At 33.4% G+C, this 18,312-nt stretch carries 16 protein-coding genes; 7 read left to right on the top strand and 9 right to left on the bottom strand.

The genetic code is table 11. The features are described 5' to 3' along the window. Positions 1-83: 83 nt before the first annotated feature. Positions 84-1,355 carry an amidohydrolase gene (locus tag AAC024_RS11005; RefSeq protein WP_339895441.1) on the top strand — a complete coding sequence of 424 codons (1,272 nt, stop codon included), beginning with the start codon at positions 84-86 and terminating at the stop codon, positions 1,353-1,355. Between the two features lies 1 nt (position 1,356). After that, the gene (locus AAC024_RS11000) at positions 1,357-2,913 is read left to right on the top strand and encodes an FMN-binding glutamate synthase family protein (RefSeq protein ID WP_339895440.1); all 1,557 of its coding nucleotides are present in this window, start codon (positions 1,357-1,359) and stop codon (positions 2,911-2,913) included. Between the two features lie 548 nt (positions 2,914-3,461). On the opposite strand, the gene AAC024_RS10995 is transcribed toward AAC024_RS11000, so the two are convergent. The 4 genes from AAC024_RS10995 to AAC024_RS10980 form a co-directional block, all read right to left on the bottom strand. After that, positions 3,462-3,800, bottom strand: a complete 339-nt coding sequence (locus AAC024_RS10995) for a DUF2853 family protein (protein ID WP_339895439.1) — start codon at positions 3,798-3,800, stop codon at positions 3,462-3,464. Between the two features lie 82 nt (positions 3,801-3,882). After that, a complete protein-coding gene (locus AAC024_RS10990) occupies positions 3,883-5,658 on the bottom strand; it encodes a thiamine pyrophosphate-binding protein (protein ID WP_339895438.1) in 1,776 nt (591 codons plus the stop codon). Between the two features lie 256 nt (positions 5,659-5,914). Then, positions 5,915-7,033, bottom strand: coding sequence for a chorismate-binding protein (locus AAC024_RS10985; RefSeq protein WP_339895437.1), 1,119 nt, complete (start codon positions 7,031-7,033; stop codon positions 5,915-5,917). A gap of 2 nt (positions 7,034-7,035) precedes the next feature. After that, a complete protein-coding gene (locus tag AAC024_RS10980) occupies positions 7,036-7,458 on the bottom strand; it encodes a hotdog fold thioesterase (RefSeq protein ID WP_339895436.1) in 423 nt (140 codons plus the stop codon). A gap of 139 nt (positions 7,459-7,597) precedes the next feature. Between AAC024_RS10980 and AAC024_RS10975 the strand changes: the two genes are divergently transcribed. Then, positions 7,598-8,233, top strand: coding sequence for an esterase (locus tag AAC024_RS10975; protein WP_339895435.1), 636 nt, complete (start codon positions 7,598-7,600; stop codon positions 8,231-8,233). Between the two features lie 512 nt (positions 8,234-8,745). On the opposite strand, the gene AAC024_RS10970 is transcribed toward AAC024_RS10975, so the two are convergent. Further along, entirely contained in the window at positions 8,746-9,351 is a 606-nt protein-coding gene (locus AAC024_RS10970; protein ID WP_339895434.1) for a pyridoxamine 5'-phosphate oxidase family protein, read from the bottom strand. A 152-nt stretch (positions 9,352-9,503) separates the two neighbouring features. Here AAC024_RS10970 and AAC024_RS10965 point away from each other — a divergent pair, with 152 nt between their 5' ends. Next, complete coding sequence (locus AAC024_RS10965; RefSeq protein WP_339895433.1) at positions 9,504-9,857, top strand: hypothetical protein; 354 nt, start codon at positions 9,504-9,506, stop codon at positions 9,855-9,857. Here the strand turns inward: AAC024_RS10965 and AAC024_RS10960 are convergent. Continuing rightward, a complete protein-coding gene (locus tag AAC024_RS10960; RefSeq protein ID WP_339895432.1) occupies positions 9,850-10,797 on the bottom strand; it encodes a nitronate monooxygenase in 948 nt (315 codons plus the stop codon). The two genes, AAC024_RS10965 and AAC024_RS10960, sit on opposite strands and share 8 nt — an antisense overlap. Before the next feature lie 187 nt (positions 10,798-10,984). Here AAC024_RS10960 and AAC024_RS10955 point away from each other — a divergent pair, with 187 nt between their 5' ends. Next, entirely contained in the window at positions 10,985-11,485 is a 501-nt protein-coding gene (locus AAC024_RS10955) for a nicotinate-nucleotide adenylyltransferase (protein WP_339895431.1), read from the top strand. Between the two features lie 361 nt (positions 11,486-11,846). Continuing rightward, complete coding sequence (locus AAC024_RS10950) at positions 11,847-12,347, top strand: nicotinate-nucleotide adenylyltransferase (RefSeq protein WP_339895430.1); 501 nt, start codon at positions 11,847-11,849, stop codon at positions 12,345-12,347. Between the two features lie 74 nt (positions 12,348-12,421). Here AAC024_RS10950 and AAC024_RS10945 read toward each other — a convergent pair whose 3' ends face one another. Beyond that, complete coding sequence (locus AAC024_RS10945; RefSeq protein WP_339895429.1) at positions 12,422-13,696, bottom strand: class I SAM-dependent rRNA methyltransferase; 1,275 nt, start codon at positions 13,694-13,696, stop codon at positions 12,422-12,424. Positions 13,697-13,868: 172 nt separating this feature from the next. Here AAC024_RS10945 and AAC024_RS10940 point away from each other — a divergent pair, with 172 nt between their 5' ends. Beyond that, entirely contained in the window at positions 13,869-14,534 is a 666-nt protein-coding gene (locus AAC024_RS10940) for a NeuD/PglB/VioB family sugar acetyltransferase (RefSeq protein ID WP_339895428.1), read from the top strand. 191 nt (positions 14,535-14,725) lie between these two features. Here the strand turns inward: AAC024_RS10940 and AAC024_RS10935 are convergent, their stop codons facing one another. Next, positions 14,726-16,012: a CoF synthetase gene (locus AAC024_RS10935; protein ID WP_339895427.1), complete on the bottom strand. Its 1,287-nt coding sequence runs from the start codon at positions 16,010-16,012 to the stop codon at positions 14,726-14,728. Positions 16,013-16,164: 152 nt separating this feature from the next. Beyond that, a complete protein-coding gene (dnaK, locus tag AAC024_RS10930; RefSeq protein WP_339895426.1) occupies positions 16,165-18,069 on the bottom strand; it encodes a molecular chaperone DnaK in 1,905 nt (634 codons plus the stop codon). Between the last annotated feature and the right edge of the window lie 243 nt (positions 18,070-18,312).

Below are 18,312 nucleotides of genomic sequence, written 5' to 3'. Positions count from 1 at the left end.
CTCTGAATTATTAATAATTATAAACAATCCATCGTTACATTAAGCTTTAGCAAAATTTGAATATCTTTAGGCAAATAAAGTCTATGAAATATCTTATCCTTCTTTTTACTTTCTTCGGAATAGCAAACTCAAACGCACAAACAGATTTAGAACAACAATATGCAGACATTGAATCTAAAGTTATTGAATGGCGACGACATTTTCATCAAAATCCAGAACTTTCCAATAGAGAATTTAAAACGGGCAAAAAAATTGCTGAACACCTAAAATCCTTAGGAATAGAATTACAAACAGGTGTGGCACATACTGGCGTTGTTGGTATATTAAAAGGTGACAGTTCAGGAAAAGTAATTGCTTTAAGAGCGGATATTGATGCCTTACCAGTTACTGAGCGCAACAATTTGCCCTTTAAATCTGAAATAAAAACCACATTTCTAAATACTGAAACTGGTGTCATGCATGCCTGTGGTCATGATACGCACATAGCTATTTTAATGGCAGTGGCAGAAATACTTTCAAAAAATAAAGATAAAATAAATGGTACTGTAAAATTCATTTTTCAACCTGCCGAAGAAGGTCCTCCACCAGGTGAAGAAGGTGGTGCAAAACTGATGATAAAAGAAGGTGTTCTCGAAAACCCGAAAGTGGATGCTATTTTTGGCTTGCATATTAATTCTGAGACTCCTGTAGGAACTATTAAATACAAAACTGAAGGTATTATGGCTGCGGTAGAGCGTTTTGTAATCAATGTAAAAGGTAAACAAACTCACGGATCTCAACCTTGGTCTGGTGTAGACCCTATTCTTATTTCAGCAAAAATAATTGATGGCTTACAAACCATTATTAGTAGAGAAGCCAAATTAATTGACGAAGCCGCAGTAATAACTGTTGGGAAAATCACTAGTGGAACTCGATTTAATATTATTCCTGAAAGCACAGAGCTTATTGGTACTGTTAGAACGCTAAATCCTGAAATGAAAGAAATGATACTAAGACGCATGAAAGAAATGGTTGAAACAATAGCAAAGGCCTATGGAGGAGAAGCCTCAATCAGTTTTGAAAATTTTACGGCAATAACATACAATAATATTAATTTAGTTAATAAAATGCTTCCAGCATTAATAAAAGTTGCTGGTGAAGACCAAGTAATTATAATGAAAGCCACTACTGGCGGTGAAGACTTTTCATATTACCAAGAAAAAATTCCTGGATTTTACTTTTTTATTGGTGGAATGACAGTAGGGAATGCGCATTCATCTCCTCACCATACACCAGATTTTATAATAGATGAAAGCGGTATGTTGCTTGGCGTTAAAGCACTAACTCAAATTACTTTTGATTTTTTAAATAACTAACATGGATTCAATACTAGATTTTTTATCAAACATCCCTTGGTGGGGTTGGATTTTAATTTTCTTAGTTCTTGTAGCTATACGCGATATATTTTTTCAAAAGGATCATACCATAAGCCACAACTACCCTATTGTTGGGCATTTACGCTATTGGCTTGAAAGTATTGGCCCAGAAATGCGGCAATATTTTGTGGCCAATAATAGAGAAGAATTACCTTTTAACAGAATCGAACGCGGTTGGATTTATGCGTCCGCAAAAAAAGAAAACAACTATGAAGGTTTTGGAACAGATAGAGACATCTATGAGCATCAACATATTTTTATAAATAATGCGATGATGCCTTATAAGCTACCAGAAAATCATCCAAATAAAATTGATAAAACATTTTTACCCTGTGCTAAAGTGATGGGTGAATTTAATAAAAGGAAAAAACCTTTTCGTCCAGCTTCAGTTATAAACGTATCTGCCATGAGTTTTGGTTCACTTTCTGCAAAAGCCATTGAATCGTTGAACAAAGGTGTTAAAATTGCCGGAGCCTATCATAATACAGGAGAAGGTGGCTTGTCACCTTATCATAGTCATGGTGGCGATGTCGTATTTCATTTTGGAACAGGTTATTTTGGTGTTCGGGCTGAAGATGGCGGATTTTCTATCGAGAAATTGACAGACCTCGTTAATAACAATCCTTTTATCCGAGCCATTGAAGTAAAGCTATCACAAGGTGCTAAACCAGGAAAAGGAGGCGTTTTACCAGGTGCTAAAATAACTAAAGAAATAGCTACCATTAGAGGTGTTGAAGTCGGTAAAGATGTACTTTCTCCTCCAAATCACAAAGCATTTTCAAATGTACCAGAAATGGTTGATTTTATTGAAAAAATAGCCGAAGCCACAGGATTGCCTGTTGGAATTAAAGCAGCCATTGGAAAACTAGAACAATGGGAAGAATTAGCAAATATCATGAAAAAAACTGGTAAAGGCCCAGATTTTATTACTGTTGATGGTGGTGAAGGCGGAACAGGCGCAGCGCCTCCAAGCTTTGCAGACCACGTATCATTACCATGGGTTTACGGTTTTAGTGATTTATATAAACTATTTAAACACAAGGGGTTATCAGAGCGTATTGTTTTTATAGCTAGTGGTAAATTAGGATTTCCTGCCAAAGCAGCTATGGCTTTTGCTATGGGTGCAGACTGCATTAATGTAGCCAGAGAAGCGATGATGAGCATTGGTTGTATTCAAGCCCAAGTTTGTCATACTAATCGTTGCCCAAGTGGTGTGGCTACTCAAAGTAAATGGCTTCAAAACGGAATTGATCCTACTCTAAAATCTCAGCGTTTAGCTCAATATTTTAAAACGTTTCGAAAAGAGTTGGTTGAAATTACTCATGCTGCAGGTTATGAGCACCCATGTGAATTTAAAATGAGTGATATTGAAATAAATGTTGACGATCATAACCTTTCAAAAGAATTAAACAGAACATATATGTACGAGAAAGCACCAGTACCATTTAAGAGTATGCAGCATTTAAAAGATTGCATGCACTTGGGAGGTTCAAATTAAGTTTTCAATCGCAGTCTCACTATGCAGTCTTAATCCTGTATCAAGTAGTCTAATATCTATTTAAGGGCGCCTGCCTGCAGGTAGGCAGGCAACCCTCAGGGGTCGGGCTATCCGTTACAAGTCCCGCTCGTCCCGATAACTATCGGGACTCGCTGTGGGCTTTTATTCATGCCTTTCTATGTTATATTAATGAATTCATGAACATAAATGTTTCACTGCTATCCCTTGCGCAACCAATCGCCGCAACAGTAATATGTAGCCATTTAATTTTTTCACGCAAAGTTTATCAAATTTTAGAATTAAAAACCCTTTAAATACTTATGCACTCAGCCATCCTAAATTCAATAAATCGAAATTGTCCTCCCTTTAAAACAAAGAGAGGAACAAGTTTTAGTTATATTTTTAGGAAAAAATTGTGACAGATGATATTAGTGAAAACCTTTTACTTAAAGGACTCTTCAGATTTTAAAAACCTGAAGGGTCTGAGATTTAAAAATAAAAAAAGCGCTACCATCTGGTAACGCTTTATATTTGATAAAAATCAAGTTCTAGTAAACAGACTCTTTTTTAAAATGTTTAGTAAGCATGTAGTAAACTACCGCTCTATACTTATTACGGTTAGATCTTCCGTATGTGTCCATAACAGAAGCAATACCTGCATCCAATTTAGGACCATCACTTAATCCTAATTTCTTAATTAAGAAGTTGTTTTTTACTGTAGCTAACTCAGATTCATCTGAACCTGAAACCGTTGCAGCATCTTTATTATAAATAGATGGTCCACAACCAATAGTCACCTTGGTTAATAAATCCATGTCTGCTTTCATACCGCATTTGTCTTTTAAATCTGCAGCATATTTTACGATAAGCTCGTCTCTTTTACTCATAATGATTTCGTTTAATGTGTTAATAAAATAATTGAATTAATAGCTGTCTTAAAGATAACTAAATTTTAGACACAACAATTACTTACAAGTCACTTATTTTGCTAATAAAATCAAAGTATTTTAACAGTACTTCGTCATTAATTTGCTTTGGGGTAAAAATCTCTAATAATTTAGGCTGATTGTCTTCTAAATAAAACATTTCTAATGATGAATTTAATGTGTTTTCATTTGAAACGGATTTATAATTTATACCATACATTTTACATAAATGTTCTGCCGTTAAATGATGATTCGTTTCAAAATAGGTGTCAAAATTCTCAGTGTTTTTATGTCCTGGTAAAATCCTAAAAATACCACCACCTTGGTTATTCACAATAATAATTCTGAAGTTTTTAGGAATGTAATTATTCCAAAGGGCATTACTATCGTACAAAAAGCTCAAATCTCCAGTTATAAGTAGCGTTGGTTTTTTAATAGCAACAGCACATCCTATGGCTGTAGAGGTACTTCCATCTATGCCGCTAGTTCCTCTGTTACAAAACACCTCAATGGTTTTATCTATGTTGAATAGTTGCATATAACGAATGGCAGAACTATTTCCTGATTGTAAAATATAATGGTCCGGAATCGATTTTAAAACGGTACTAAACACCTTAAAGTCTGAAAAAGGAATAGTCTCCAAATAGGCTTTATGTTTTTTAAGGCGATGTTGTTTAACGGCTTCCCATCTGTCTTTATAATTACTTTTTACATAATGCGTAACTCTAGGCAAAAAGACTTGAAAGAACTCATTCGGTTTTTTTTTAATGTGATTATTTAAACAGAAAAAGGTGTCGTTAGCCTTTTTACTGTTAATATGCCAATGATTTTTAGGTTGATATTTCCGTAACAGCTGTTTAATTTTTTTTGAAACAATTAAACCACCAAAAGTCAACAAAATATCAGGTTGTAGCTGTTGTTTTTCTTTCTCAGAAAGTGGTGCAATTAGTTGATCTATACTCGGAAAAAAACTTGGGTCATGTAAATTCGATGTCGTTTCAGTAAGTACAATAACACTATCATCATTAACCAATTCAACCAGCCATTTTTTTTCTATCTGATTAGGCGCGTTAACACCAACCAAAATCATTTTTTTTGAAGCCGTATTCCAATCTTCTAAACAAGATTGCAACACGTAATCTTCAATACCTTCAGGCTCTACATTAACATCAATAGTTTTTGGTGACACCCTTAATGTATGAATAGTTTCATAAAGCGGTTCATCAAAAGGCACATTAATATGTACAGGCCCATTTTTAATTCTAGCAAAATTAATAGCTGTATTTACCTCTTCTTCATTATGCGTTTGAATGTCTTTTTGTAAACCCAACAAACGCTCAAATTTATTTTCTAAATTTTTAAAAATCGGAAGTTCTTCATGCCCAGGAACATTTTTATCATCATTTAAATCCAGTTTTAAATTAGCAGCATATAAAATATGATTTTCAAAAACATTTTTTTGGTTAATGGTTTGTCCATCACCAATACCAATCAAATGTTTCGGTCTGTCTGCCGATAAAACCACCAAGGGAATATCACTATAATAAGCTTCGGCTACTGCTGGATAATAGTTTAGTAAGGCACTACCCGAAGTACAAATCACAGCCGTTGGTTCTTTTAATTGCTGTGCAATTCCTAAAGCAAAAAATGCAGCACATCGCTCATCAACAATACTGTAACATTTAAAAAACGAATCGTTCGTAAAGCCAATGGTTAAAGGTGCATTTCTGCTACCAGGAGAAATAACAATATGTTTTATGTTTTTCGCTTTACAGAGTTGAATAACCGTTTGTGCAAGCGGAATTTTTGGGTAAATCATTAAATTTATTTGCTTAAAATAAAATATCTAATAGTCAATTTCAATGTTTGATCGAGCCTTTCGTCTGCGCTCAAGATAAACTTAAGTAGAGAACTTCAAGTATTTAGTGATTTATATAGGTTTCGACTTTTGCCTGTCTTGAGCGCAGACGAAAGGCTCAACCTAACATCATCAACTACTTACTATTTGATATTTTCTCAATTTTAAAATTGCTATTTCAATATTCAAAAATACAAAATAGCCTATTAAAAAGTTACTATAAAACAGATTTAATGACTAACGATTTTGAGACTGTTTCTTCCCACTCACTTTCAGCGTTAGAGCTTTCAGTAATGCCGCCACCAACATAAATAATAGCTTGTTGGTTTTTAAGTTGCATGCACCGTAAATTCACATACAATTGTGTGCTATTTCTAGTTATCGCATAAGCTCTGTTTTCAATATTGCGTCTTCCAGAACGTGGTGCAATAGTGGTTTCACAATTTAACTCGCCTAAAAACCCCGTGTAGAATTCGCGATTATAAGCTTCATGTTTTAAAATGAATTGTTTTGCAGAGCCTTTTGGTAATCCGCAAACCGCAGGCGTTGGATGCAACGCTTCAACAACTTGTTTTAAGGGCGTATCTGGTTTTAACTCCGCAGAAATCATCGTTTTTAAATGCACCAAATTACCAGCCTTAACCGTTTCAACATCCGAAACTTTAAAGCTATCCACCAATGGTTTTAAGTTATCAATTATAAAATCGGTAACAAACTGCTGTTCTTGTTTTTCTTTGTTTTGCCAAACCACATCTAAACTGCCTTTATAATCTTGCGTGCCTGCCAATGCCATAATGGAAAACCTGCACCCTTCAATTTTTATTAAGGTTTCTGGCGTTGCGCCCAACCATAACCCAACTTTAGGGTGATACCAACAATATACAAATGCCGGTTTATAACGCTCTAAAAGTCTTTTAAAAATGGAAATAGGATTGGTTTCTGAAAGATGTACGGTTTCCTGTCTAGAAAGTACCACTTTTTTTAAGTCTGAAGAATTTATAGCTTGAACACCTTGTTTTACAAGATTGATGTGCACGGTTTTAGAATCTGTTGAGGCTAGAATACTATTCAATTGAGACGTCTCAACTACGCTCGACGAAACATAAGATGTTGCAATTATATCTGAAACATCATTCGGAATTAAAACCGTTTTTTCAGCGTCATCAAACGGTGAAAACACAAACCCTTTTTCGATAAAATCTTCTGTGAAATTTAATTCAGCATTACTTTGAAGTCGTGCACTTAAGTTTTGTTGGTTTGGTTTTCTGTAAACTACAAAAGGAAGTTCATCATGGAAATGCGCTTCAATACGCTCAAAAAAGTCGTTTGAAGTCATGCTTACTTTTTAGGTAAAGAAATGGTAGACAGTTTACAAAACGAAATCAAATCGTTATTGTCATCAGTAACACGTATTTCTAGTAGTTGCGTTGTACGTCCTTTGTGTAGAAACTTTGCCTTAGCATAAATATAACCATCTTTTACACTCTTTACATGGTTAGCAGTAATTTCTATGCCTCGAATAATAAAATTATCATTATCCAAAAAAATATGTGAAGCAAAACCACCAACACTTTCTGCCAGAGCTACGGTTGCACCTCCATGTAAAACACCTTCTGGTTGATAAACTCTAGAATTAACAGGCATTTTAGCAATTAAAAAATCATCACCAAAATCAATTACTTCAATATTTAAAGTTTCCATTAAGGTGTTTTTTGATACAGCGTTCAATTTTGCTAAAACAGCTTCTTTAGATAATTGCATAGAATAGTGTATTTTTATTGCATAAAATTTCTCGATGCTTTGCATCGAGATTTTCTTTGAAATTGTTATTCCTTCAAAGGAGGGAATCTAAATAAAGGTTTTCTTTATTCACTAACAAAAATACAAAACATAAGCGTAAATGGGTTCAGAAGAAAAAGAAATATCATACACCATAACCAACTCCTATTCTACCCTAAATACACTCACCAACGCCACTAAAAACGTGTGGTTTGTTTGTCATGGTATGGGGTATTTAAGTCGGTATTTTTTAAAATATTTTAAAGGATTAAATACAGACGAAAATTATATCATTGCACCTCAGGCAAGTAGCAAATACTATATGCAATCTAGTTTTAAACATGTAGGTGCAAGTTGGGTAACAAAAGAAGCTACAGTAAAAGCTACTGAAAACGTGATGCAGAATTTTGATGCCATATTTGAAGCTGAAAATATTCCAGATGCTGCTAATCTAATTATGTTCGGGTATTCACAAGGTGTTAGTGTTGCTATGCGCTATGTGGTAAAACGGCAATTACAATGCGCACAACTTGTTATGCATTCTGGGGGCATTCCTAAAGAATTACAAGCTGAAGACTTTACGTTTTTAAATGCTAAAGTGAGTTTTATTTGTGGTACTCATGATGAATATTTAATCGAAGATCGCCTCACCTCTGAAACACAAAAAGCACATGATTTATTTAAAGATAAATTGCATATAGTTATGTTTGATGGTAAACACGAGGTGAATGTTGATATTATAAATGGCTTAGTGTAATTGAATCGTCTTTGCGAGGAAGCATGACGTGACAATCTCATGAAATATAACTTGACTTTATATTAAAACAACATAGTAAATAACAAACAGATTGCCACATCAGGCAAAAAGCCTGATTCGCAATGACGTATATAATATGAACACAACAACCTTAGAAAACAACCGCGTAAAACTAACGCCTTTAAGTGTAGAAAACTATAAGCACCTCACAGCCATTTGGTCAATATCCTAAACCATTTTTATATGATTAAATGAATCGTATGTTTCAGATCTAGAATTACGCAAATTTAAATCTTCAAAAAGTTTTAGGTTGCTAGAAAATTTTAATTAGTGTATCTAGTTCAGTAAGCATTTCTGTTACCTCATCTTTATAGTTATTTAATTAGAATTTTTTTACACAAAAATCAATACGTACTTCTACTTAATTTTTAACACTTATAAACAAAAAACACTTACCGAAATCATGGAAAGTATTTAACAACTCCTTTAAAACAAAATAGTCTTCAACGCATTTACAAATCTTTTTTATAACGCTTCACCATAGCGTCTCTAGATTCTGGTTCATCTTGCAACCCTAATTGATCTTTAAGCATCTGCCCCATTGTTGGAAATGAATGGCTTTTAATTTGAGCTGATGCATCCCATAATTTAGAACGCATAAAGGCTTTAGCGCAGTGTAAAAACGCTTCTTCCACTGAAACCACAATACATGCTTTTGGTGAATTCTGTTCTTCTGTAAATAATTCTAAATATGCCTTATCAGTTGAAAGGTAAGCACTACCATTAATGCGCAAAGTTTCATCTACTCCTGGGATTAAAAATAATAAACCAATTGTACCGGTTTCTATAATATTGCAAATACTATCCACTCTATTATTACCTTTAGCATCAGGGATAACAAGTGTGGTTTTATCTAACACTTTTACAAACCCAGAAGCGCCGCCTCGCGGTGAAGCGTCCATTTTGCCTTTACTGCTGGATGTAGACATCGTTAAAAATGGTGATGTTTCAATAAAATTTATGGCGTGTTTTTCTAAATGATTTAACACTTTATCTTTCGCTCTTCCACTTGGATAGCCATATAATTCACGAAGTTGAGATTCATTTTCAATTTTCATAATATGAACTTTAACTGACAATCAAATTTAGACATTTTAAAATCCAAACTATCATTTAAATAACTTGAACCAAATAAAAAGGCAATTCAACAAGTATTTATGACGCGAACCATAAATATTATCTAAAATTACGCTTCATAATAAATTTTAAGATGAAGTCTCTAATCGTAACATTTGCATTATTCTTTACAAGTTATTGCAGCGCACAATTTGTATCAGGTGATGATAAACTACACTTGGGTGCTGGTTTCTTAATTTCTGGCAGTACTTATACTGCCGTTTATATGAAAACAAAAAATAAGAAAAAAGCCTTTTGGTACAGTTTAGGCATGTCTGCCATAGCTGGTGTAACCAAAGAACTCATTGATGTTAGCGAGAATGAACGGTTTGATTCAGGTGAAATAGTCGCAACCACGATGGGTGGTTTGGTTGCAAGTACAACCCTAAGCCTATTTGTTGGTAAAAAGAAAAATAGTAAACTTGAAAACGTTGCTTTAGTTAACTAACTAAACGTCTTATAATATCTTTGGTAGGCAATATTTTATCGGTATGCTCAATACTTGGGCCTGCTACCCATACCGTTTTGTATGTGGCTTTTGTAGCTGCATTTTTTGTCGCATTCATACCAATTGAAAAGCGAACCATTTTCACCCACTTTTTGAGTTTTTTGTTTTTATTTAAAACAGATTCTAACCAGGTTTGTTTGGTGCCTATTTTTTGAACATAAGGCGTATTGATAACCGTACAAGGGGTTCCTGAAATACGTTCGGTCATTATAATATCGTCAGCGCCATATTCTACACAGGCTTGTTTGTACTCTTCAGTTACTCCAGCTTCTACTGAGGCTATAAAAGGGCTTCCTACTGAAACGCCTTCTGCACCGTAACTTAACATCTCATCAATATCAGCTTTACAACCAACACCTCCTGCTGAAATTACTGGAATACTACAGTTTGCAGTTAATTCTTTTATTAAAGCCTCAGGTGTTAACTTTCCACGGTGACCTCCTGCTTCATTATTCACTGCTATAATAGCATCACCACCTAGGCTCTCAACCTTTTGGGCAAATTTTAAATCGGTAACATCACAAAATACTTTAATACCAACTTTATGTGATTGTTTTATGGTTTCTTCAGGGCTACCCAAAGACGTGATTATAAAATCGCAACCTTCTTCACAAATAACTTCTAACTGCCCTTTATACTTAATGTTTGATTTGTTTACGATTAAGTTAAACCCGAAAGAACCGCCTTCTGGTTTAGCTGCCTTTAGTTCTCGTAAAGCAACACGTAACTCATCTAAAGTTCTATAATTCAATGCTGGAATACAACCCGCAATTCCACCATACATGGCTTCTTTAACCATGGCAACATTTGAAACCAAAAACATAGGTGCTTGAATTATAGGATATTTAATATTAAGGAGTTTTGTAAGCTGAGTTTCCATGATTGTGAATTGATTTCAGCAAATATAACAAATATTATAAATATTATGCATGCATAGTAACTAACACTCAATTAGTTACAAAATTCGCAATAAAAAAAACTATAAATAGCTGATTTTATGATATATATCATTTTTTTATTATGCGCGCATAGTTAATTACAAGCTTTGAAACCAATACTATTCTATCATGAAAAAATTAGTTCTAGGTTTATTTATTTTTGGATTAACCGTCCAAGTCAGTGCTCAAACAGTTGAATTACCAGAAACTTTAATCACAGTAAATTACAAATATTTAGATGATGTAGATTCAGATAATATCCCTAAACGCGTTAAAAAGTTGGAAGAAGAAGTTCTTAATTATAAAAATATAGAACAGTCTAAACTTTACGATGATGAACACGATACTTACAGTGTGTCGTTTTATGTTCCCGAAGGAAAAATAGTAGCTGCTTATGATATAAATGGGAAAATTGTAAGAACTATTGAAAAATACAATAATGTAAGGTTGCCCTTAGTAGTTATGCAAGCTGTTTCAAAGCGATTTCCTAATTGGGGAATAGTTGGAGACATTTATTATATTAAATACCATATTGAAAAAGACTCCTTAAAACAGGTATATAAAATTAAACTTACAAATGAAAATGAAACCATAACGGTTAAAACTAATGAAATAGGAATGTTCCTTTAAAAACTAATTCTAACACAAAAAAGGAGGCTATCTGAAAAGTCAATTTTAGAGTGAATTGTCACATTGAGCATTGGTGAAATGAAAATATTTTTTCATTGAAAGCACCTTGCGAAGCAAACCGAAATGCATTGAAAATCAAGATTATAATGTTTTCTACTTACTTCGTAAGCTACCTTCGTTCAAAATACATTTTGACCTCCTTAATGCTCAAACTGATAACTAAAAAAACTTTTCAGATAGCCTCTTTTTTTTGTTTAGCAATATCAAATTGAAAATAAAACTCTGCTAATCTGATAGATATCATTGTGGGTGTTTTCGTAAAAATATATCTTCATAATATTAATCTTAAAACCTTAATATCATGAAAAAATCAATTTTAAGTCTAATTATTTTTAGTTTAACGTTTGGGCTGTACGCCCAAATTACTCAGCTCCCCGAGGTCGTCATAACAGCAGTAAATTACAAATATCTTAACGCTGTTGATAGTAGTGAAAACGACATATCTGTTCAAATGCTTCAAGAAAAAGTGGCTCTTTTTGATTTAAAAAGCTCTGAATTCTATAACGATGAATATGATACTTATATGATTTCCTTCTTTATTCCAGAAGGCAAAATACTTGCTGCTTACAATGAAGATGGTAAAGTTATACGAACAATTGAAAAATTTAAAAACATAAAATTACCTCAAAGAGTTAGAGATGCAGTTACTAAGAGATTTCCTAATTGGAGTTTAGAAAAAGATATCTATACTGTAAATTATCATGAAGATGGTAATAATACAAAAAAACAGTATAAGGTAAAACTTAAAAATCAAGATGAAGTTATTCGAGTAAAATTAAATGAAGAAGGCGCCTTTTTATAAAACAACGTCTTTAAGTTTAGAAGCACAATCAATAATTTGATTGTGCTTCTAAACAAGATAGCATTACTATTAAATCAATCTTGAAACCGATAATACCCACATTTTAAATACGCGCCTTCTGGAAAGGAAATAGGATGATCTGTGTCATGCTGTGTCTTTAAAACCACTTTAAAGCGTCTGTTTGTTGAAGCTAAGGCTTTATCATTTATATCTAAAAACTCTTCAGCTAACACTCTTGAAGAACAAGATGCCAAAACTAACAATCCGTTTTTAGAGGTTAGTTTTTCACCTAACTCAGCCAATTGTATATATTTCTTTTTAGCCAAATCAATTTCTGAAGCTTGTTTTGCAAAACTTGGCGGGTCAATCACCACAACATCAAAAGTCACTTTATTTTTAATGAGGTTTTTTAATTCCGCGAAAGCGTCACCAGCAATTATTTTATGCTTTCCAGAATACGGATTCAACTTTCCATTTTCAATGGCTATTTCTAAAGCTTGTTTACTAATATCTAAGCTTGTTACTTCTTTAGCACCATTATATAAAGCATGTACCGAAAATCCACCTGCATAACTAAACACATCCAATACTGTTTTTCCTTTACTCCACTCGCCTACTTGTTTTCTATTAGCGCGATGGTCTAAAAAATAACCCGTTTTATGACCTTTGATGACATTAGCAGAAAAGTTGACTCCGTGTTCTACAAATTCAATAACTTCATTATTTAAAATTCCGTAAACCACCTGACCATCTATCAAAGCATTAGTTTTACTAATTTGTAGGTTTCGGCTCAAACGCATAATCACGGTTTTGGCATTTGAAATTTGTTGTAAACTCGGAATAATGGTTTCTAAATAGGGCAACCAAATTTCAGAATATAACTTTACAACTAAAACCGAATCATAGACATCTGCTATCAATCCAGGAAATCCATCATTTTCTCCAAATAGCAACCGATAGCTATTAGTTTTAGTTCTCAGTAATTCTGAGCGTTTCTCAAAAGCAATTTCAATTTTATGATGAAAGAAATCTGAATTAACTTCTACTTTATCTTCAGTATTATGGATAATCTTAATTCGTATTGGGGAATTAGCATCATATAAGCCTAAACCAATAACCTTGTTTTTATTCTTGCTAAATATTATCGCTAAATCCCCTGTTTTTGCATCCTCATTAACTTTAACTATACTATTTGAAAATACCCAAGGATGTCCTTTTACTACAAACTGCTCTCCTTTAGCATTTAATTTCACTGCTAAGTTCTTTGTTATGCGATTTGTCTCGAATGATATATTATATGCCATAATTATTTCAAACTTATTAATACCGTAGTTTAGTTTTAAAAGCACAAATTAACCTTAAAAAAGTCAATGATTCATCATCTTATAACCAAAACTAGACTCTTTACCTCCATTTGTGGCTATAAGGGTTGATATTTAGTACCTTTGAAAAACGGATTCCCTCTGTCGTTACTATTAATTGAATAAAATTAAATTCTTGTCATAACCTATTTTAAGAAACATGAAAAATATTTTAATATATGGTGCTTCGGGTCATTCTAAAATGATTGTAGATATTATTCTTAAGAACAAGAATTATACCATCAAAGGTCTGGTAGATTCTTATAAACCTATTGATGAAGACATATACGGATACAAAGTTATTGGCAATCTAGTTACACTACCAAAGCTTATTAAAGAGCATAACATTCACGGAATTGTTATTGGTATAGGAGATAATAGCACTAGAAAAAAGGCTTATGATAATATTGCAAATATTGCTCCTGATTTGGAATTCGTGTCGATTGTTCATCCTAGTGTCATATTAGCTCATGATATTACAATACCTAAAGGTACCGTAATAATGGCTGGTGTTGTTATAAATGCAAATGCAAAAGTTGGCGAGTTCTGTATCTTAAACACAAAATCATCTTTAGGTCATGATTCAAATATGTCAGATTTTTCTAGTTTAGCATCTGGCACGATTATAGGTGGCAATGTTCAAATTGGTTATTGCTCTGCAATTTGTCTAAGCGCATCAATTACACAAAATATATCAATCGGTAAACATACTGTTATAGGCGCTGGTTCATTAGTATTAAAATCTATTGGTGATTGCAAGCAAGCCTTTGGTATTCCAATAAACACGATTAAGGATAGAGAACCAGACTCTAAATATTTAGGTTAAAAACATTATAGTTAATTATTTTATTACATGACAAAAATTTAGAATAGAACTATAAACGACATATATATAGCATATTACGGCTATTTCGTTAGGTAGACCTCACAGGTTTTGAAAACCTGTGAGGTCTTTGTTGTCCTGAAAATGGTGTGTTTTATTTCTCAAAATTAATTTTTGTCATGTACTTAAGTCAATTATATATAAAATTCATTCACTACTTCTCGCCTTTTCCCAGAAGCCAATAAGGGAATCTCATCTACGTAATTGATTTTTATAATGGCATCTTCTCCAAAATGTTCTTTATAATCAGAAATCAATCTAGTTTCATCAATAAACTGATCTGTATTTAGATTAAAGTGGTACTCTATCTTACTTTTTTGAACTAATTGAAATTGTTTAAATTTACCATAATCCAATAATCGTAATGATAAATGTGAAGATATTAAACTACCTTTTGTATTGTAGAGTTGATCTACTTTTCTACCTGAAATTTCGGTAAAAAAAGGTTGTCCTTTTTCATCTAATTCCATAACACCAATATCTCCTGTGTCATATCTAATAAGAGGTGTTGCAAAGTTGTATAAATCTGTTAAGACAATGCGCCCTGATTCTCCATATGGTAACTCATTATCTTCATTTAATGCCAGAATCTCCATAACGTAGCTCGAATCATTGATTCTAAATTTTAAATCTTCAGAGTTTATTTGTTGCGCCATTATACCAGTTTCATTATTAGAATATCGAGATAATGGTACGACTCCAAAATACTTCTGTGTTGCTTTTTTTGTATAAGTATTTAAAGTCTCAGAAATTGTAATTATAGATTTGGTTTTAAATTGAATTGGATGCTCATCCAAGGTATCTAGATATTTACAAATCTTTTCAAAAGCAGATGGGTAACCTACAAAACTAATACTTGTTTTGCGTTTATTGAGTTTGGCTATGAGTTCAGAAATATCCTCCTCAGACAGGTTTAATATGTTCCAAGGCATTATATTTTTAAGTAAAAAATCTAGTTTCAACTTTAAACTCGACGTTTTGGGCCAAATTTTAATAAACACTAAAAAATCACCAATCTCATAATTAGATTTTGAAGATAAGTGAATATTATCAGCTTTTATTTTATAAACCTTTTCTTTGTTTTGATAGAGGCTAAAAGGTGAACCTGTAGATCCGCTTGTAGAAGCCACTTTACATCCTTTTTTATTGAACTTATTAGAAAAAAACATATCAAAATTATCGCGAATTAAGTTTTTATCTACCACTGGAAAATCTCGTAATGTTTTATAATTTTTGTCCTTGTAAAATGAAGTGGTTTTTGTAGCGTGATTTAAAAGTTCTTTTAGTTGTTTAGCATTCTGAGCTTCAGCCCAAGTTCTATCCTTTACTTCTAAAACATCTTTAGTGTATTGACAAGTTTTCTTTAAAGAGCTTCCTTTAAATCTATCTAGCATCCAGAAAATGTGTCGTCTTAATTTCAATTTTGTTTAGTTAGGCTACTGTAAATCTAGTTAAATTTAGGTTTACTGACTTTAATTTCACTTCCAAATATTAAAAAACGCAACCATTTCTGATTGCGTTCTTTACTTCTAGCTTCTCCCGATAACTATCGAGACTTCTAACTTCTAGCTTTTTATTTCACTTCTTCAAAATCTACATCTTCCACATCACTACCTTCTGCTTCTCCGTTTTGGCTAGCATCTGGTCCTGGAGTTTCACCACCTTCTTGCGCTTCAGCTTGTGCTTTGTACATGTCTTCAGAGGCTACTTTCCAAGCTTCGTTTATCTTATCTAAAGCTGGAGTAATAACTTCTAAATCTTTAGATTCATAAGCTTTCTTCAACTCTTCTAAAGCATCAACGATAGGCTGTTTTTTATCTTCTGATAATTTATCGCCAAACTCTTCTAATTGTTTTTCCGTTTGGAAAATCATAGAATCTGCTTCATTTAATTTTTGAGCTTGTTCTGCTGCTGCTTTGTCTGATTCTGCATTTGCCTCAGCATCAGCTTTCATTTTTTGGATTTCTTCATCAGTTAATCCAGAAGATGCTTCAATACGAATATCTTGTGTTTTCCCTGTTGCTTTATCGCCAGCAGTAACGTGTATAATTCCGTTTGCATCAATATCAAAGGTTACTTCAATTTGAGGCGTTCCACGTCTTGCTGGTGGAATACCATCTAAGTGAAAACGACCAATAGTATTATTATCGGCAGCCATAGCACGCTCACCTTGTAATACATGTATTTCTACAGAAGGCTGATTATCTGCCGCTGTTGAAAATACTTGCGATTTCTTAGTAGGAATCGTTGTATTTGCTTCTATAAGTTTTGTAAACACATTACCCATAGTTTCAATTCCTAAAGATAAAGGTGTTACATCTAAAAGTAATACATCTTTAACATCACCAGATAAAACACCACCTTGAATACCGGCACCTAAAGAAACAACTTCATCAGGATTAACACCTTTACTAGGCGTTTTTCCAAAGAATTTCTCAACTGCTGCTTGTACCACAGGAATACGTGTAGAACCACCAACTAAAATAACTTCGTCAATATCCTTTTTACTTAAACCAGCTGCTTTTAAGGCAGTCGCACATGGCTCAATAGTACGTTTTACTAAATCGTCTATTAACTGCTCAAATTTAGAACGTGTTAATGTACGCACCAAGTGTTTTGGTCCGCTAGCCGTAGCTGTAATATAAGGTAAGTTAATTTCTGTTTGCGCAGAAGATGATAATTCAATCTTCGCTTTTTCAGCAGCTTCTTTTAAACGTTGTAAAGACATTGGGTCTTTACGTAAATCCATGCTCTCTTCAGCTTTAAACTCATCTGCCAACCAGTTAATAATTTTTTCATCAACATCATCACCACCTAAGTGTGTATCACCATCTGTAGACAATACTTCAAATACACCATCACCTAATTCAAGAATAGATACATCATGTGTTCCTCCACCAAAGTCAAAAACAACTATTTTTTGGTCTTTTCCTTTTTTGTCCATACCGTAAGCTAAAGCAGCCGCAGTAGGTTCGTTAATAATACGTCTAACTTTTAAACCAGCAATTTCACCAGCTTCTTTAGTGGCTTGACGTTGACTATCATTAAAGTAAGCTGGTACAGTAATTACTGCTTCAGTTACATCAGTTCCTAAATAATCTTCAGCAGTTTTCTTCATTTTTTGAAGAATCATAGCCGATAATTCTTGTGGCGTGTATAAACGACCATCAATATCAACTCTAGGTGTATCATTATCACCTTTTACTACCTTATATGGTACACGTTCTGCCTCTTTTTTAGACTCAGAATATTTGTTACCCATAAAACGTTTAATAGAATAAACCGTTTTAGTTGGGTTTGTAACTGCTTGTCTTTTTGCTGGGTCACCAACTTTAATCTCTCCTCCTTCTACAAATGCAATCACCGATGGCGTAGTACGTTTACCTTCCGCGTTTGGGATTACAACAGGCTCGTTACCTTCCATCACAGAAACGCAAGAGTTGGTTGTTCCTAAATCGATTCCAATAATTTTACTCATAATATATTTTATTTATTGTTTATAGATTTCCGTCTTCACGGAAACGTTGTGTTCATTTTTATTTTCAAGTTGTATAAGTCAATCTTTATGCCAACTCAAAATATCTGACACAGTGTCATATTTTCAGTATGCAGTCGGCAGTAAGCAGTCTTCAGTCACACTCAAACGCCATGAAACTTTGGTCTTCCGTCATCCGTCTTCTGTCAATTTTTTTCTTTTGGGCGCAACCACAAGGGTCGGGCT

It is taken from the genome of uncultured Algibacter sp. (assembly GCF_963976535.1).
Lineage (GTDB): Bacteria > Bacteroidota > Bacteroidia > Flavobacteriales > Flavobacteriaceae > Algibacter_B.
This window is presented reverse-complemented; position numbering and strand designations above follow the sequence as displayed.

What these genes read in the sequence shown, in the direction of transcription:
- AAC024_RS10965 (WP_339895433.1), top strand. Translation starts at nt 9,504, where the DNA reads ATGAAGTCTCTAATCGTAACATTTGCATTATTCTTTACAAGTTATTGC.
- AAC024_RS10950 (WP_339895430.1), top strand. Translation starts at nt 11,847, where the DNA reads ATGAAAAAATCAATTTTAAGTCTAATTATTTTTAGTTTAACGTTTGGG.
- AAC024_RS11005 (WP_339895441.1), top strand. Translation starts at nt 84, where the DNA reads ATGAAATATCTTATCCTTCTTTTTACTTTCTTCGGAATAGCAAACTCA.
- AAC024_RS11000 (WP_339895440.1), top strand. Translation starts at nt 1,357, where the DNA reads ATGGATTCAATACTAGATTTTTTATCAAACATCCCTTGGTGGGGTTGG.
- AAC024_RS10960 (WP_339895432.1), bottom strand. Translation starts at nt 10,797, where the DNA reads ATGGAAACTCAGCTTACAAAACTCCTTAATATTAAATATCCTATAATT.
- AAC024_RS10955 (WP_339895431.1), top strand. Translation starts at nt 10,985, where the DNA reads ATGAAAAAATTAGTTCTAGGTTTATTTATTTTTGGATTAACCGTCCAA.
- AAC024_RS10970 (WP_339895434.1), bottom strand. Translation starts at nt 9,351, where the DNA reads ATGAAAATTGAAAATGAATCTCAACTTCGTGAATTATATGGCTATCCA.
- AAC024_RS10995 (WP_339895439.1), bottom strand. Translation starts at nt 3,800, where the DNA reads ATGAGTAAAAGAGACGAGCTTATCGTAAAATATGCTGCAGATTTAAAA.
- AAC024_RS10980 (WP_339895436.1), bottom strand. Translation starts at nt 7,458, where the DNA reads ATGCAATTATCTAAAGAAGCTGTTTTAGCAAAATTGAACGCTGTATCA.
- AAC024_RS10990 (WP_339895438.1), bottom strand. Translation starts at nt 5,658, where the DNA reads ATGATTTACCCAAAAATTCCGCTTGCACAAACGGTTATTCAACTCTGT.
- AAC024_RS10975 (WP_339895435.1), top strand. Translation starts at nt 7,598, where the DNA reads ATGGGTTCAGAAGAAAAAGAAATATCATACACCATAACCAACTCCTAT.
- dnaK (WP_339895426.1), bottom strand. Translation starts at nt 18,069, where the DNA reads ATGAGTAAAATTATTGGAATCGATTTAGGAACAACCAACTCTTGCGTT.
- AAC024_RS10985 (WP_339895437.1), bottom strand. Translation starts at nt 7,033, where the DNA reads ATGACTTCAAACGACTTTTTTGAGCGTATTGAAGCGCATTTCCATGAT.
- AAC024_RS10940 (WP_339895428.1), top strand. Translation starts at nt 13,869, where the DNA reads ATGAAAAATATTTTAATATATGGTGCTTCGGGTCATTCTAAAATGATT.